This is a genomic window from Alteromonas sp. AO-Serp (assembly GCF_017849675.1).
In the GTDB taxonomy this organism is placed as follows: Bacteria; Pseudomonadota; Gammaproteobacteria; order Enterobacterales; family Alteromonadaceae; genus Alteromonas; species Alteromonas macleodii.
In genome coordinates, this window is sequence record NZ_JAFLMX010000111.1 from 12,819 (window position 1) to 28,576 (window position 15,758).

The 15,758-nt window shown below is 46.3% G+C and carries 10 protein-coding genes and 1 tRNA gene; 4 read left to right on the forward strand and 7 right to left on the reverse strand.

From position 1 onward, the window contains the following. Positions 1–172 precede the first annotated feature (172 nt). Positions 173–2,140 carry a monovalent cation:proton antiporter family protein gene (locus QVA83_RS08360; protein ID WP_156078002.1) on the forward strand — a complete coding sequence of 656 codons (1,968 nt, stop codon included), beginning with the start codon at positions 173–175 and terminating at the stop codon, positions 2,138–2,140. A 75-nt stretch (positions 2,141–2,215) separates the two neighbouring features. On the opposite strand, the gene QVA83_RS08365 is transcribed toward QVA83_RS08360, so the two are convergent. Then, on the reverse strand, positions 2,216–2,443 hold the full coding sequence (locus QVA83_RS08365; protein ID WP_156079099.1) for a hypothetical protein: 228 nt from the start codon (positions 2,441–2,443) through the stop codon (positions 2,216–2,218). 323 nt (positions 2,444–2,766) lie between these two features. On the opposite strand from QVA83_RS08365, the gene tadA reads away from it, so the two are divergent. After that, entirely contained in the window at positions 2,767–3,390 is a 624-nt protein-coding gene (tadA, locus tag QVA83_RS08370; RefSeq protein WP_049585992.1) for a tRNA adenosine(34) deaminase TadA, read from the forward strand. Between the two features lie 101 nt (positions 3,391–3,491). Here tadA and QVA83_RS08375 read toward each other — a convergent pair whose 3' ends face one another. After that, on the reverse strand, positions 3,492–3,647 hold the full coding sequence (locus tag QVA83_RS08375) for a hypothetical protein (protein ID WP_014997583.1): 156 nt from the start codon (positions 3,645–3,647) through the stop codon (positions 3,492–3,494). A 267-nt stretch (positions 3,648–3,914) separates the two neighbouring features. Further along, on the reverse strand, positions 3,915–5,318 hold the full coding sequence (mltF, locus tag QVA83_RS08380) for a membrane-bound lytic murein transglycosylase MltF (RefSeq protein ID WP_061094420.1): 1,404 nt from the start codon (positions 5,316–5,318) through the stop codon (positions 3,915–3,917). Between the two features lie 176 nt (positions 5,319–5,494). Between mltF and purL the strand changes: the two genes are divergently transcribed. Both purL and QVA83_RS08390 read left to right on the forward strand, forming a co-directional pair. Further along, a complete protein-coding gene (gene purL / locus QVA83_RS08385; RefSeq protein ID WP_287498350.1) occupies positions 5,495–9,382 on the forward strand; it encodes a phosphoribosylformylglycinamidine synthase in 3,888 nt (1,295 codons plus the stop codon). Positions 9,383–9,641: 259 nt separating this feature from the next. Beyond that, complete coding sequence (locus tag QVA83_RS08390) at positions 9,642–9,782, forward strand: hypothetical protein (RefSeq protein ID WP_162889815.1); 141 nt, start codon at positions 9,642–9,644, stop codon at positions 9,780–9,782. A 170-nt stretch (positions 9,783–9,952) separates the two neighbouring features. Here QVA83_RS08390 and smrA read toward each other — a convergent pair whose 3' ends face one another. From smrA to QVA83_RS08410, 4 genes are all read right to left on the reverse strand, one after another. Beyond that, positions 9,953–10,540, reverse strand: coding sequence for a DNA endonuclease SmrA (smrA, locus tag QVA83_RS08395; protein WP_014975863.1), 588 nt, complete (start codon positions 10,538–10,540; stop codon positions 9,953–9,955). 161 nt (positions 10,541–10,701) lie between these two features. Beyond that, positions 10,702–10,827, reverse strand: a complete 126-nt coding sequence (locus QVA83_RS08400) for a hypothetical protein (protein WP_014948577.1) — start codon at positions 10,825–10,827, stop codon at positions 10,702–10,704. Between the two features lie 132 nt (positions 10,828–10,959). Continuing rightward, positions 10,960–11,034 (reverse strand) — tRNA-Arg (locus QVA83_RS08405). Between the two features lie 185 nt (positions 11,035–11,219). Continuing rightward, on the reverse strand, positions 11,220–15,758 hold a 4,539-nt coding region (locus QVA83_RS08410; RefSeq protein WP_287498351.1), incomplete at its 5' end, for a beta strand repeat-containing protein.

A 15,758-nucleotide genomic window follows, 5' to 3' on the forward strand; every position in this document is an offset into this window, starting at 1 on the left:
TTTATGGCGATCACAGCGGCAAAACTTGCCGGATCTGCATTTACACAGGGGATTTTGCAAACTAGATGCCAACAAAGTGTTTCAGGCACTAGTCTTTAGTTTAAAGCGTAAAATCGCGTGATTTATCGCGCTTGTTTTACAAATGGAAGTTTATGTAGCTTTAGGAGGTAGTGTGGGGACGAGCTTTTTAAATATCGTGATATTGATGTTTATATCGGTATGTGCGGTCGCATTATTTAAACGCATTCATCTCCCTCCTATTCTTGCTTATCTGTTTGCCGGCGTACTCGCGGGTCCACAACTATTATCTGTGTTTGCCCACCCAGAAGAAATGCACCTGCTCGCTGAAGTGGGCATAGTGTTTTTGCTCTTTTCACTTGGTCTTGAGTTCTCGTTACCTAAATTGTTGGCAATGCGCTCTTTAGTATTCGGTGTAGGATTAGGGCAAATGGTGTTTACCACGGCAGTGTTTACCTGTGTTCCTCTGTTTCTCGGCATTCCAATGAGTGCGTCCATCATTATTGGTGGTACGCTGGCGTTAAGCTCAACCGCTATTGTAATTAAGCAAGCTACCGAAATGGGCATTCTTAATAACAGGCGTACACAATTAGCGGTGAGTATCTTACTCTTTCAAGACTTAGCGGTGGTTCCGTTCCTAATTGCTATTCCTCTTTTAGCCCAGACTGGTGAAGTAAGTATTGCGCTAGCTTTAGGCGAGGCGTTGCTTAAAGGTGTGTTTGTCATTGCGTTTCTAATGTCAGTGGGTAAGTGGTTACTACCTTGGGTGTTTAGAGAGGTAGCAAGAACAAGGACTGACGAGCTGTTTGTTCTGACCACTATATTGATTGCCCTATTGGCAGGAGGGCTAACTTATTACTTCGGGCTATCCATGGCGCTAGGCGCTTTCTTGGCGGGTATGATGTTGGGGGAAAGCCAATACAAGTATCAACTTGAAGCCGACATTCGTCCGTTTCGAGATATTTTAATGGGGTTATTTTTTGTTACCGTGGGTATGCAGTTAGAACTCACTGTACTGTGGAACAGCCTGTTTGAGATTGTTTTTGGCGTTTTTGCTTTGATGATAGTTAAAGTCATTTTAGTAAGAGGCGCATCTCTATTAGTTAAAACCGATGTAATAGATGGCTGGTCTGCTGGGGTTAAACTTTGTCAGATTGGCGAGTTTAGTTTTGTAATTGCTGCGCTTGCTACGACACACGGCGTGTTAACGTCAGAGCAGTCATCGCTGATTGTGTGCATGGGTGTAATCAGTATGGCGTTAACCCCGTGGCTTATGAATAACAGCGTCACTATAGCAAGGCGTATTGTTAACAAGGATATCTCGTTCGATGACAATGTGAGCTTTGGTAATGCAGAGCCGTTAACCAACCACGTCATTATTTGTGGGTTTGGCCGCGTTGGACAGTCGGTAGCACGTATGCTGAAAATGGAAGGCATTCATTTTGTTGCCATAGATATGGATCCTGTCAGAGTACACGAGAGTCGAAACGCGGGAGAGCCCGTCATCTTCGGTGATGCGAGTCAAAAAGATATATTGATTACTGCCAATGTAGAAGGTGCCAAGCTTGTGCTTGTTACGTTTGATCAAGTCGATAAGGCCAAGCAGGTGATAACGCAGACCCGAAGCATTACGAGCACTACAGATGTTATGGTGCGTACCAAACGAGACTACCAGCTTGAAAGCCTATACAGCGCGGGTGCCAATCAAGTCGTGCCAGAGCTGCAAGAGGGGAGCTTGATGTTGGTATCGCAGGTGCTGCATTACGCCGGCGTGCCAATGTCTCGTATTTTAAAGCGGGTGCGAGCTGAGCGAAAAGGTCGCTACGATCATATGCACGGCTTTTACCCGGGAGAAACAACAGAGATCACCTATGGCACAGAAGACAAGTTAGAGTTTATCCATGCTGTGGTGTTGTCCGAACACGCTTCCTGTATTGGCAAAGCCATAAAAGATATCGATTTCTCGAGAATGCGAGTAGCGATTAAGGGCCTAAGACGGAATGGAAATGAAGTTAAAGACCCAGACCAAGACGCTATTTTGCAAGCCCATGACGTGCTAGTGATTGCGGGTAAACCCCGGCGTGTGGAGCGAGCAGAGCGAAAACTATTAGAAGGGAGCTAGCACGCAGTTAAACTTAGCGTTGTTTAGTCTAGCGCGCTTGCCATGGAACATGTGTTGAATTACGTGAGTTCAAGCTTACGCTACGCGGTCGCTTTCTAAGTCTGCAAATTGCTTTTTTAGGTCGTAGCGCTCGTCTGTCACTATCTTCTCAAGCACAGAAACTCGTTCCTTAAGCTCTGCAATTTCGGCTTTATAAGCATCGGTTTCTTTGCTGCTAAGTTTCTTCTTACTTTTGTCTTTTGCACTTTCGACAATGGAAACTAAGGCCCAGGCACAAATGGCTACTATTGCAATCGCGGTCATATTCACGGTGGTATCCCTCACAAATGGCTTTAAAACAGTGTAGGTGAAAATTTGGCCTGTTGCCTAATTCACCCCGTATTTAGTTAAATACTCATCGGTAAAATTACTGCTTCGCTTCAGGTACTATAGCGGTTATCTAACATACTTTTTAGTAAAAAATGTAACCCGTTAAGTCCATCACACTAGCAGTGTTATAATGAGAGATTGCAAGTAGGTTGCCAAGTGACAAAAGTCATTACTTTCTAAGAAGTTAGAATGTTTACCTAAGCTAATACAAAATAAATGTTAATGAATTTCACCAACTAAAGTAGCAAAATTGACGAATGAGTGACCAAAATAGCAACCGTCCAACACCAAACTTCGACCTTGCAAACAAGCAAACGCAAGAAAAAGAGGCTGTGCAGGAGCCGTTGACTGAAATCGCAATGGAAGACATCGCGACAGAAGAAGACATAATGTGGATGAGGCATGCGTTAACGCTTGCCGATAAGGCTGAGTCGATTGGTGAGGTGCCAGTCGGCGCCTGCGTAGTATTAAACGGTGAGCTTATCGGTGAAGGCTTCAATACGCCGATAACGGATAATGACCCATCTGCGCATGCAGAGCTACGCGCTGTTAAAGAAGCAGCAGCTGCGGTGCAAAACTACCGACTTATTGATGCTACGTTGTATGTGACATTAGAGCCCTGCTCTATGTGCGCAGGTATGCTGGTACATGCACGGGTAAAGCGGGTGGTGTTTGGCGCAAAGGATGCGAAGACAGGCGCTGCGGGCTCGGTCATGAACCTATTGCAACATCCTGCGCTTAATCATCAACTTGAGGTTGTATCTGGCGTATTAGCTGACGAATGTGCTAACAAATTGTCAGATTTTTTTCGCAAGCGCAGGAAAGAAATAAAGGCTGCCAAAAAGGCGAAAAGACTGCTAGAGGGGGATGCTTCAAACTAGTGTTTTATGGTACCGCTTGAAGATGTGCTTAGTAGAGTAATTCGCCTAATTGATTTATCGTTTGCAGGTTTAATCAGTGAACCCTAAAGCTTTATAGCTATTTAGCTAGGCGTACGGGTTAACTGAGTGAACATATCGCTGGTAACAAATAGCTTGCGGCGCTGAAGTACTTTTTGGTGACAACGCTTGAGCATAAGTCTGCGTCTGTTGTTGTTTTTCAATTTTATTCCTTTTTTCATAAATCGATTTTTTTTCATTTGTTCTCCTTTCTCGCGTTGTGGCCACTTTATGTTTTTCGTGACCACTTTTCTTCCTTCGTGCGCAGCTCTCTTTATTTGAACAAGTCTCACGTTATTCGAGAGATGTTGTCATTTAAGAGCTGCAGCTCTTCTAGAGCTTGTCATCGTTGAGAAAATAATTATTACTGAGAAAGTAAGTCAGTGTCTGACTAACTTCTTTTTAGGGTACAGTACAAAGATGACATCGAAATGACAGTTTTCAAGAGAGAAGCAAGGTGAACTGCGTCAAATTTTTCCTTGTTCGTCCAACCATACTAAGCTGTCATAATAACGACGAATATTTTCTACATACTGTAACGCTTCATCGCCTCTTGCATAGCCATAGCGAGTAGTACGGTAATATTTCTTTTGCCTAAGCTGTGGCAAGCGACGCTTTACATCTACCCAAAGGTCTGGATTGCCACCTTGTTGCTCGGTAAGAATGCGTGCGTCTTCTAAATGGCCCATACCGATATTATACGACGCCATAGCCATCCAGGTTCTATCTGGCTCGCTAATTCGCGCAGGTATGCGATTGAGCAAACTGGCAAAATAACGAGAGCCTCCGCGAATGCTTTGTTCAGGATCGGTTCTGTCATCTACGTTCCAGTCACTTGCCGTATCCATGGTGAGCATCATTAGACCGCGAACGCCAGTTCTTGAGATAGCGTCACTGTCCCAGTGACTTTCTTGATAACTCATGGCCGCAAGCAGTCGCCAGTCTAATTCACCTGCATACTGTTGAAATAAGGGTTTGTATTGGGCAAGTGCTGTCTCGGCGGCATAATTAAACGCACGACTGTCGACGTAATCAAACTGGCGAATATGGCCAAAGTACTTGTCTTCTAACACCGTAAACCAGCCTGACTGATGTACAGTACCAAAATATTCAATCAGCGCTGCTTTCACTGAGTCATCTTGATGTAATGGGAGCGCCCACGCCATCGGCATATCTTCATTAAGGGTTTTTGCCACGGCTAAGTTAGGATATCGCCTGCGCTGAAGGGCTAGACGGTTGCTGTCTGCTACCGTATAAGCAATGTCGCCATTGGCAACTTGTTGCAACAGTTCTTCGGAGTCAGAATCTTCGGTGGTAACAAGTTGGGTTTTTATTATTGGGCTTTCACCATCACTTGCTTGGTCGGTTACCTCGTCTAATAAATTAGACAGTAAGTGAGCTTGGCTGCTACCTGCCACAGTAACAATAGGGGCATCAAGTTCTAATAAGTCTCTAGGTCTCGATGTCCCTGCTTGGAAGACGAGTTCTTGCTGAACATGCTGGTAGGCTGGACCGTACGCAAAACGACTTTTAAGTGAAGGCGTTACCGCATCGCCTGTCGCGACAATGTCCAGATTACCTTCTTCTAACTGTTCTAACATGACTTCATAGCTGTAGAAGGGGTAAAGGTCGAGCGTCACGCCAAGGTAATCGGCAAATCCTGCCAGCAGTTCATATTCAAAACCCTGCGGCCCCTCTGCGCCGTTATAAAATGTTCCTGCACCATAAACAGTTCCGACGCGGATCGACTCTCGTTCCAACAATGAAGAAAGGGCAGTGGGTACGGAAGGAACGCCACAACTTATAACAGCAATAGATAATATGATTATTAATTGTAGTTTTAATCGTTTTTTATAGTCTTGTGACTGCATAGACCTTTACTTGTTGTCATTAAACCATCTAAGTTTAAAAAAAAGTTCATGTAAGCGCGTTATGAGGTTACTTACTGCGCATAATTACTCTATAATCCGCGCCGAAATACTCATCAATCCAAGAGGCAACGCGTCGCATTGGTGGTCGTTGTTTCTAACAAACCAGGTAAATCAATATGTTGGTCCTTCGAGGCGCTCCTGCACTATCAGAGTTTAACCAAACTAAACTGATTGCAAAGCTGGGTCAATCCGGCGTTAGGGTTAAAAACCTATATAGCGAATATGTTCACCTAGTCGATTCCCAAGGTGATTTGTCTAAGCAGCAAATAGAGATACTCGAGAAGCTGCTCACTTACGGCCCCGCGAGGCAAGCACAAACCCCTTCTGGAACCTTCTTCCTCATTACTCCTCGCCCCGGCACTATCTCTCCCTGGTCTTCTAAAGCCACCGACATCGCTCACAACTGCAGTCTAAAAAATATCAACCGCATAGAACGTGGTTGTGCGTTTTATATAGAAACAGAAAACGGTGTGAGTGAAGATGATTTTGCGCTTATCGCTAGTTTCTTACACGACAGAATGACCGAATCAGTGTTCACCAATACTGATGAAGCTGCGGTACTCTTTTCACATACCGAAGCCAATACTTTTACCAGTGTAGATGTATTAGGCGAAGGCAAAGACGCGCTAGTTAATGCAAATGTGTCGTTAGGCCTTGCTTTAGCTGATGATGAGATTGACTACCTGTTTGATAGCTTTACTAAGCTAGGCAGAAACCCGACTGACGTTGAACTTTATATGTTTGCGCAAGCAAACTCTGAACACTGTCGTCACAAAATTTTTAACGCTAGCTGGACCATTGACGGCGAGGACCAAGAAAAGTCGCTGTTTAAAATGATCAAAAACACCTACGAGTTGTTACCTGATCACGTGTATTCAGCTTACAAAGACAACGCAGCGGTAATGGAAGGGTGGCAAGCAGGTCGTTTCTTCCCGAACCCGCAGTCACACCAATACGAATACCATCATGAAAATATTGATATTTTGATGAAGGTAGAAACCCATAATCACCCAACGGCAATTTCACCTTTCCCAGGTGCGGCAACAGGCTCTGGTGGTGAAATCCGTGATGAAGGTGCTACTGGTCGTGGTTCAAAACCTAAAGCGGGTTTGGTTGGTTTTACCGTATCTAACTTACGTATTCCTGGTGCTGAACAGCCGTGGGAATTCGAATACGGCAAGCCACAGCGCATTGTAAGCGCCCTTGATATTATGCTTGAAGGCCCACTAGGTGGCGCAGCGTTTAACAACGAATTTGGTCGTCCTGCGCTACTGGGTTATTTCCGTACCTTTGAACAAGAAGTCAATAGCTTCAACGGTGTTGAAGTGCGCGGCTATCACAAACCTATTATGTTAGCTGGTGGTTTAGGTAATATTCGTCGCGAGCATATTGAAAAAGGCGAAATTACGGTAGGCGCTAAGCTTATTGTGCTTGGCGGCCCTGCAATGAACATTGGTCTTGGCGGCGGTGCAGCCTCATCAATGGCATCTGGCCAATCAAACGAAGACTTAGACTTTGCTTCAGTACAGCGAGATAATCCTGAAATGGAGCGTCGCTGTCAGGAAGTGATTGATGCATGTTGGCAGTTGGGGGATAACAACCCTATCCAGTTTATCCACGATGTGGGCGCAGGTGGTCTTTCAAATGCACTGCCTGAGCTGGTTAATGACGGTGGCCGCGGCGGTAACTTTGAACTTAGAAAAGTATTGTCAGATGAGCCAGGTATGACACCTTTAGAGCTATGGTGTAACGAATCCCAAGAGCGCTATGTTTTATCTGTCGCGCCTGAAAATATGCCAGTGTTCGAAGCAATTTGTGCCCGCGAACGCGCGCCGTTTGCTGTGGTTGGTGAAGCCACTGCCGAGCAGCACCTCAACCTGAACGACAGCCAGTTTGACAACAAACCTATCGATATGCCTCTTGATGTACTTTTAGGCAAGCCGCCTAAAATGCACCGCGACGTAAGCTCGACCAAGGTTAGCTCGCCAGCGCTAAACGAGGCAGGCATTACCTTAAGTGATGCAGCAAATCGCATTTTATCTTTGCCTACCGTGGCAGAGAAAACCTTCCTTATCACCATTGGCGACCGTTCGGTTACCGGCCTTGTAAGTCGCGATCAAATGGTAGGCCCATGGCAGGTGCCAGTGGCAGATGTGGCGGTTACTGCAACAGCGTTTGACACCTACCACGGTGAAGCGATGTCGATGGGTGAGCGTACGCCTGTCGCGTTACTATCGCACGGCGCGTCTGCACGTCTTGCTGTGGGTGAAGCGTTAACCAATATTGCCGCAGCAAACATCGGCGATATTAAGCGCATTAAACTGTCAGCAAACTGGATGGCAGCAGCTGGACATCCAGGTGAAGATGCGGGTCTTTATGAAGCGGTTAAAGCAGTGGGTGAGGAGCTTTGCCCAGAGCTTGGCCTAACCATTCCTGTGGGTAAAGACTCTATGTCGATGAAAACCGCATGGAATGAAAACGGTGAAGATAAAGCGGTGACTTCTCCGCTATCACTCGTTATCTCTGCCTTTGGCGCAGTAAAAGATATTCGCAAAACCCTAACGCCTCAGCTACGTACAGACAAAGGCGCAAGCCGCTTGCTGCTACTCGACTTGGGCGAAGGGAAAAATCGCTTGGGCGCAAGCTGCCTGGCACAAGTCTATACTCAGCTTGGTGATAGCCCAGCAGATGTGGTCTCTGCAAATCGCCTTAAAGCCTTCTTTGACGCAATGCAGACGTTAATTGAAAAAGGCTTGGTGTGTGCTTATCACGACCGTTCAGACGGTGGCCTGTTTACCACCGTTGCTGAAATGGCCTTTGCTGGTAAAACAGGTGTAAGCATTAACCTTGATAGCCTAGTTGGAAACGACATTGCCGTATTGTTCAATGAAGAACTAGGTGGCGTAATCCAAGTGCTTGAAAGCGATATGGATGCCGTTAACGCAGTACTGACTGAATTCGGTTTAACTGAATTGACTCACGATATCGGTACGCTTAATAGCACCGACATGATTGAGTTTAGTCGCGGTGGCGTTGCTGTACTTGCAGATAGCCGCGTATCAATGCGTACAACGTGGGCACAAACCACGTTTGAAATGCAGAAACTGCGTGATAACCCTGAATGTGCTGAACAAGAACACGCGGCAAAGCAAGATGCTGCCGACCCAGGTTTGCATGCTGCGTTGTCTTATGATGTAAACGAAGACGTAGCAGCGCCCTATATTGCCAAAGGCGTTAAGCCAAAAGTGGCGATATTAAGAGAGCAGGGCGTAAACTCGCATCTAGAAATGGCGGCTGCATTTACCCGTGCAGGCTTTGATGCTATTGATGTACACATGAGTGACGTGTTGGCGGGTCGCATTACTCTTGAACAGTTTGCGGGCCTTGCGGCTTGTGGCGGTTTCTCTTACGGCGATGTATTAGGTGCAGGTGAAGGTTGGGCGAAATCTATATTGTTCAACAGCATGGCTCGCGACCAGTTTGAAGGCTTCTTCAACCGTAACGATACGTTCAGCTTAGGTGTGTGTAACGGCTGTCAGATGCTATCGAACCTTAAATCACTGATTCCAGGTACTGAGCATTGGCCACATTTCGTGACCAACCAGTCGGCGCGATTTGAAGCTCGTGTTGCAATGGTCGAAGTGATGGAGTCTAAGTCTGTGCTGCTTGATGGCATGGCAGGTTCGCGTATGCCTATTGCTGTGTCGCACGGTGAAGGTCAGGCTGAATTTGCCAATGACAACGCGCTGTCACAAGTAGGCGCGCAGGTGGCGATGCGTTACGTAGACAACTACGGCAAGCCAACCATGCAATATCCGGCAAACCCGAATGGTTCACCGCAGGGGATCACAGGTCTAACTTCACTAGACGGACGCAGCACCATCATGATGCCGCACCCTGAACGTGTATTCAGAGCCGTGGCAAACTCGTGGCGTCCAGACGATTGGCAAGAAGATGGTGCGTGGATGCGTATCTTCAGAAATGCCCGTAAATTTGTTGGGTAACAAAGCACTGTTAGTTCGATAAAAACAGGGGGAAACCCCTGTTTATCTTTCGAAAAAATACTGTTTAATAAACGTTCATACCATAAATAGGTGTCAAAGCTTTGGCAAAGTGTCAAAAATCTGATTTTTGCCCTTGTCATCAGTTTGTCACTGATCTATTGTAGTGCAAGCAAGGAATGCAATTAGGTTACAGGAGTTGAGTTAGGGTTGTACCAGTGAAAGGCATGTGCCGGCTGGTTTAAATAATAAGAGACGACCGATGAATCGTTCTTCTAAAGGGTTTGGCTTAACCGGAGTGGCTGTAGCTGTAGTGCTGATGTTCGTAACTGCTGTTTTTAGCACATCTGCGAAGTCTGCCGAAGCTCCAACAACGCTAAGTGTGCAGTCTTCAGTTAAGTAGTCTGAAAGAAAAATTCTAACGCCCGTATCAAGTTGCTTGATACGGGCGTTAATCATTAGGGGACAATAAAAACGTTCAGCATATAGCGCTTCATGAGAAAAGCCTAAAAGCTACACCTAAAGACAAGCCCAAAAAAGCAAAGCTGACTCAACGAGTTATTGCCTCTCATTTTATCCTTTCTTATTTTTTTCTCTGTTAATTAATTTCTGCTGCGGATGTTTTTTCAAAAGCACATATGTAGCACCAAAGCCTCCGTGCATCGGTTGAGCCGTATGGTAGGCAATGACTTCGTCTAGTTCTCTTAGCCAATGGTTAACATAACTTTTTTTCAAAGCGGGAAAGGGTTTGCTATTTTCACCTGTTCCATGTTTTATGAGCAGTGCACGAACCCCGCGTTCGTGACTAGATTTAATGGTGCTATAAATCAGGTCTCGGCTTTGTTCTAAGGTTTTTCCTGAAAGTGTTACGTTGGCCTCTAATGGATATTTACCAAGGCGAAGTTTTTTAAAAACACCGTCTTGAATACCGGGCTGCTGGAAGTGTATAAAATCATCAGGGGGTACCGGCTTCACACCTTCCATGCTCAGTGGGTTAGCGAGTTTTTCGCGGACGCCTAACTGCCTAGCCGCTCTTTTTTGTTTTTCAGCGAGCGCTTTTTCAGGATCGTGTAATAAAGCCTTATCATCTGAAGCGATTGGTTTTACATCTTGCATTTCTGCAAAAAACGAATCGATATCGTCGTTTTCAAATTGGCTCATATTAATCCCCGTATAAGCTACTTCTCTATCTTTTATACGCTATTTCTGCCCCGTTGGTCTATGGAGCATAACCGCTCGATATATCACCGGGCGCAACGAACAGCAGCACCGTCGATTGCAGTGTAATTATAAAGTGGGGATTAAATTCCAAAAATCATCGTTTAGTAAATGGCACCGGGTTCCGCTAAAGCTTCAATAGCATCCCACTCTTCTTCAGAAAATGGGCACTGCTCAGCTGTTTCGGCACAACTATCAGCGTTATCAGGTGGGGGGAAATCGAAAGTCATAATGCTCTCCTGTTTTGAAGAGTATTACTTAAATTGGCTAAATTACAACCAAAGTATAATAAATTCTTCAATATTACAGGCGACGGTGTGTATAAGCATCTTTACTAAAAAGCAGAAACGTTGCGCAATTAATGGCGTCCCCAGCTGGAATCGAACCAACATCTAAGCCTTAGGAGGGCCTTGTTTTATCCATTAAACTATGGGGACCTAATGCGTAGGGAGTTTTATTATACGTAGTTCGGGAAAATACGAAACCCTTTGTCAACGAGGTGCAGCGCTATGAGAAGAATGTCTCTGTCATTGACGTGAAAGTAATGAGCCCGTGGCCTGGTTTTCTAATGCATATAAAAAGCCCTCGTAGATACGAGGGCTTTGGCTATGGTCAGCGTATTTTAAATATCCGTAGGTGGAAGTTTATCAATCGCCGTTTTCAGTACCTCTGACTCGGTAGGAGATGTCGCGCCCACGTCACTTCCGCTTTCTTTAGTTGTGTCAACTGCTGAGTCGCTTGAACTCGTCGTTGAAACGCTCTCAGAACCTGAGTCAGTCGAAGTAGGCTCTGTTGAGGGAAGAATCAAATCTTCCGGAGGAAGGTCAATGTCCACAACATCAAGCGTCACTTCAGTGACAGGCCCAGTAGTAACAATATCGCCTTCTTCAGGAAGGGTGATTGTGTCTTCTGGTACTGTACCGGAAGTGATAGGTTCTGGCGCTGTACTTTCTGGTGTAGAAAGCTCAGGCGAAAGCGGGCTTGTACCCTCGTCCGGCGCGGTGGGCACAGGACCGCCAATATCAACCGTATCAAGCTTAGTGCCAGACAGGTCGATAGTATCTCCTCCACCAAAACCATCGCCCACAGTGGTACCAAGTGTGCTTACCTCGTCTTCAGGTAGCGTAATGATATCTGGTGTACTCTCTACTGGCTCCGTTATCGCTGAAGGCTCGCTCATAAGCGGTGCAGTAGGCTCGTTTTCTGGTGTTATCAGTCTAGTTTCAGCGTTTAGATCGACTGTTTGAAGCGTTTGCCCTGTTAGGTCAATGACGTCAGGTGTTGTAGGCTCGTCAGTAACCACGGTGCCGCTGCTATCTGATGCGCTTACAGACTCAGATGAACTGCTCATTACCACTTCTGGTACACCTTCTCCAGATGCCGTTACAAACACGTTAAATTCTGCCTGTTCGATAGTGCCGTCTGGATATTCGATACGGTAAGTAAAAGTATCCGTTAAGGTCCCACCAAATACGGTTTGCGTGTTGTCCGGGGTATAAGTGTATGCGCCAGTTTCATCAATTTGCAGCGTACCGTAATCACCCACTAACGTAATGCCGCCAGTCGCATCTTGGAAGGTTGTTCCATCAGTAGAAACGGTTACGTCGTATGTTGGGCCAAACAGTATATCGTTTTCGAACAGATTGCCGGTGGCGGTTTGTACGCCGCTAACTTCAAACTGGTCAAGATAGTTGATGGTAGAAGACAGGTCTACACTAATACTTCCGGCTAATCCAGCAGCAACAGTACCGTCCATTGATAAGCGATAAAGTCCTTCGGTTAATCCGTTGACAGTAAGTGCGGTATCGCCATCAATACCTAACAAGCTGATAAGCTCATCGTTGGGGAACACTCTATAGGGTTCCCATGCTCCGTTTATAAACTTTTCAACGGTTATTGTGATGCTAGAGCCTAATGAGACTAACCCCACTGCATCTACATTTAACGTGATATCTTGAGTAGTATTTGCAGTAACATTAAAAGGGTCACTTTCATCGCTAAAACTTGTAATAAACAAACTTAGGAGATAATCATGCTGTAGCGCATCTAGTTCACTAGGGCCTGCTTCCGAGACAAAATCATAGGTCAATTCAGCACGTGCCGAGTCTGCCGATACCCCTTGTCCTGACAAGTTAAAGTTAAGATTGGCGGTAGAGGTATTCGTGCCATCTGAAATGGTGTAGCTAAAGCTATCTGTATTGCCTAAGCCGTCGCGCACGCCATTGGCTACATAGGTGTAGCTACCGTCTTCAAATATAGTTAAATTACCATAGTCACCCTCAATGGTTATGCCAGATAAACCAGTACCCAATACAGTCACTGACTCTCCATTGGTATGAGTAACTTGTGTCACTACGCCGCCCTCGGCAATGCTATCGGCTACATCGCCTGTGTTAGCCGCATCAATAACATTCCCCGACGTTGTCGTGCTACCTTCAAACGCATATTCAGTGAGTGTTGAAGTTATATCGGTAGATTGTAGTAAAGTAACCGTATTGCTGAGCAGTGCTGCTGCGACTTCATCTAATACTGCATCTACAAATGCGCCTAATCCTAATAAGTTAAGCCCTGTGGTAATAGTACTCACTAAGTCGCCGGCGCCTATGGTATCAGCGGTGCTTAAGGCTGGCTCAAGAATAAGATTGCGTACAACCGTGCCCAAACCAAGTCCATTTAATATACTGGCTTCAGTGCCGTTTAGTGCGTCCTCAACAGCAGTTAGCACCACCTCTTGGTTCTCTTCACCCAGTACTACGCCACCATCACCTAACTCCGTCAGCGTAATCGAGCCGTCGCTATTTTGATCGAATAGTGTCTCAAGGGCACTTTCATCATTGCGCACAACCACGGTGTAATCACCGGCAGGTAGCCCAGAGAATTTCGCAACCAGCGTATCGTCACCGGTTACTCCGATTAGGTTTACGCCAGCTACATCACCTATTAACGGATTGTCCGGCGTCATAGCTGAGGCGACCACGTTGCCATCGGCATCTATAATATCAACACGATACGCATCAGCGACGGCGACTAACGCTGTTTGGCTAACTTCTACAACCACTTCGCCAAAGAAACCAGCATCAACGGTGAGCGTTGTGCTAGCCTCTGGCGAGCCCGCTGCTGGTGAACCTTCGGTTAAGCCAAGCACTTGGAAATCACTGTCGCTAACTGGTGCATTCACAATGGCCGTTTGTGCACCTAGCTCCATGTCATTGTTATCGGTTTGGGCTACTACTGGCGGGAAGTCGCTGCCAGATATGTTGATGGTAAGTGCCGCAATATCAGAAGTTTCACCATCTGATAAGGTGTAGTTAAACACTTCGTCTTGGCCAATTGTACTGCGGTCACCATCGGCGGTATAGGTGTATGTGCCGTCTGCAGCAATTTCCAGTACGCCATAGTCACCTTGAATAGTAACGGTACCAGTAGCAGGAACAGCCACACTATCACCAGAGGCGTTGGTAACCAGGGTTACTTGTGCGCCGTCTAAAATGGTGTCAGCACCCACGCCACTAATATCACCGTCAATTAAGTTACCTTGGGCTACTAAATCACCCGTATAAGTGTATTCGGTTAATGTGGTGGTGATATCAGTGTCTTGCAATAAGGTTAATGTATTGCTGAGCAATGCATCGGCAATGACACTTAGAATGTCATCAAGGAAGCCAGTTAAACCAATTGCATCAAGAGGCGCGGTAAGTAAATTAACAAGCTGGCCCGCGCCAATTACTGTGGTAGCTTCCAGAAGTGTCTCTAGTACTCCCCTTACCTGCGTACCAACCGTACCAATTGGAATACCTAAAACGCCGGTATTTAACGTTGTTTCAATAGTATCAAGAACAACAGCTTGATTGTCTGGACCAAGTACAACACCAGCTGAACCAAGTTCTTGAAGGTTAACATCGTTACTATTGTCGTTGTCTAACAAGTCTTCAAGTAAGTTCTCATCATTGCGGACCACCACACTGTAGTTGCCAGCATCAAGGCCAGCTAACGCGAACGAAATGGTCTCGTCGCCGGTAACATCAAAAATGTCTAGGCCACCGACATCGGCAAGTTGTGAGTTTGCGCTTACTCCTTTGTAAACAAGTTGACCGCTCTCGTCATACACTTCAACAATGTAGGCATCGGCAACAGCAACCAGTGCTATTTGGTCAACTTCTACTAGCACTTCACCTACATGGTTAGGGGAAACGGTAAAGGAGGCGCTTGCATCCACGCCACCTGTAGATTCTGCTAAGCCAATCACCTGCACGTCGCTGGTGGTTTCCGGTGGATTTACAGTAACCACAGGTTCGCCCATATCAACGGTGTTACCGTCGTTTATAGCATCGAGAGCCTGTACGACAACATTCTGACTTGCTGTGCTCGCCGAGTTACCTGCTTCGTCGGTGACTGTTGCCACCACCGCGTAGGTACCTGCTGTTAGCGCTGTGCCTGTTAAATCAAGGCTCCAATTACCGCTGCCATCAATGGTAAGTTCAGGGTCAGTGCCAAAGGTATAGGATGTGCCATCAACGGTAACGGTTAGGGTAGTATTGTCACCAAGATCAACTGTTCCATTGAAAATAAGCGTGCTATCGCTAGTAATAAAGTCTCCAGCCACCCCAGAGTCGTTTGAGATACTGTCGAACGTTACTGTCTGACCGTTATTGTTTTCATCAATACTGGTATCGATAACAACGGTACCTGTGTCAGTAGCAAGATTGCCTACCGCATCTGTGGCGGTAACCACAGCCGTGTAATTGCCTTCCGCAAGCAGGGCGACGATATTATCAGCCAGTGTCCACGTGCCGTCACCATTGTTGGTAGCGGTATAGTCGTTGCCGTCAATCGTTACCACCACAACCGCATTGGGGTCGTTCACCGTACCGGTAAACTCAGGCGTGGTGTCGTTGGTGGTTAGATCGTTTATTGCAACGGTAGGCGCGGTGGTATCAATTATCACTGTACCTGTGTTGGTGACAGTATTACCCGCGGCGTCCGTTGCAGTAACAGATGTTGGGTAACTGCCTTCTGCTAGCGCAGCAACTGCATTGTCAGCCAATGTCCAGGTGCCATCACCATTGTTGGTAGCGGTGTAATCATTACCGTCAATGGTCACCACCACAACCGCATTCGGGTCGTTCACCGTACCGGTAAGCTCAGGCGTGGTGTCGTTGGT

Bases quoted from the DNA above. Each gene is read 5' to 3' on its own strand.
- QVA83_RS08365 (WP_156079099.1), bottom strand. From the start codon at position 2,443: ATGACCGCGATTGCAATAGTAGCCATTTGTGCCTGGGCCTTAGTTTCC.
- tadA (WP_049585992.1), top strand. From the start codon at position 2,767: ATGAGTGACCAAAATAGCAACCGTCCAACACCAAACTTCGACCTTGCA.
- QVA83_RS08375 (WP_014997583.1), bottom strand. From the start codon at position 3,647: ATGAAAAAAAATCGATTTATGAAAAAAGGAATAAAATTGAAAAACAAC.
- mltF (WP_061094420.1), bottom strand. From the start codon at position 5,318: ATGCAGTCACAAGACTATAAAAAACGATTAAAACTACAATTAATAATC.
- purL (WP_287498350.1), top strand. From the start codon at position 5,495: ATGTTGGTCCTTCGAGGCGCTCCTGCACTATCAGAGTTTAACCAAACT.
- QVA83_RS08390 (WP_162889815.1), top strand. From the start codon at position 9,642: ATGAATCGTTCTTCTAAAGGGTTTGGCTTAACCGGAGTGGCTGTAGCT.
- smrA (WP_014975863.1), bottom strand. From the start codon at position 10,540: ATGAGCCAATTTGAAAACGACGATATCGATTCGTTTTTTGCAGAAATG.
- QVA83_RS08400 (WP_014948577.1), bottom strand. From the start codon at position 10,827: ATGACTTTCGATTTCCCCCCACCTGATAACGCTGATAGTTGTGCCGAA.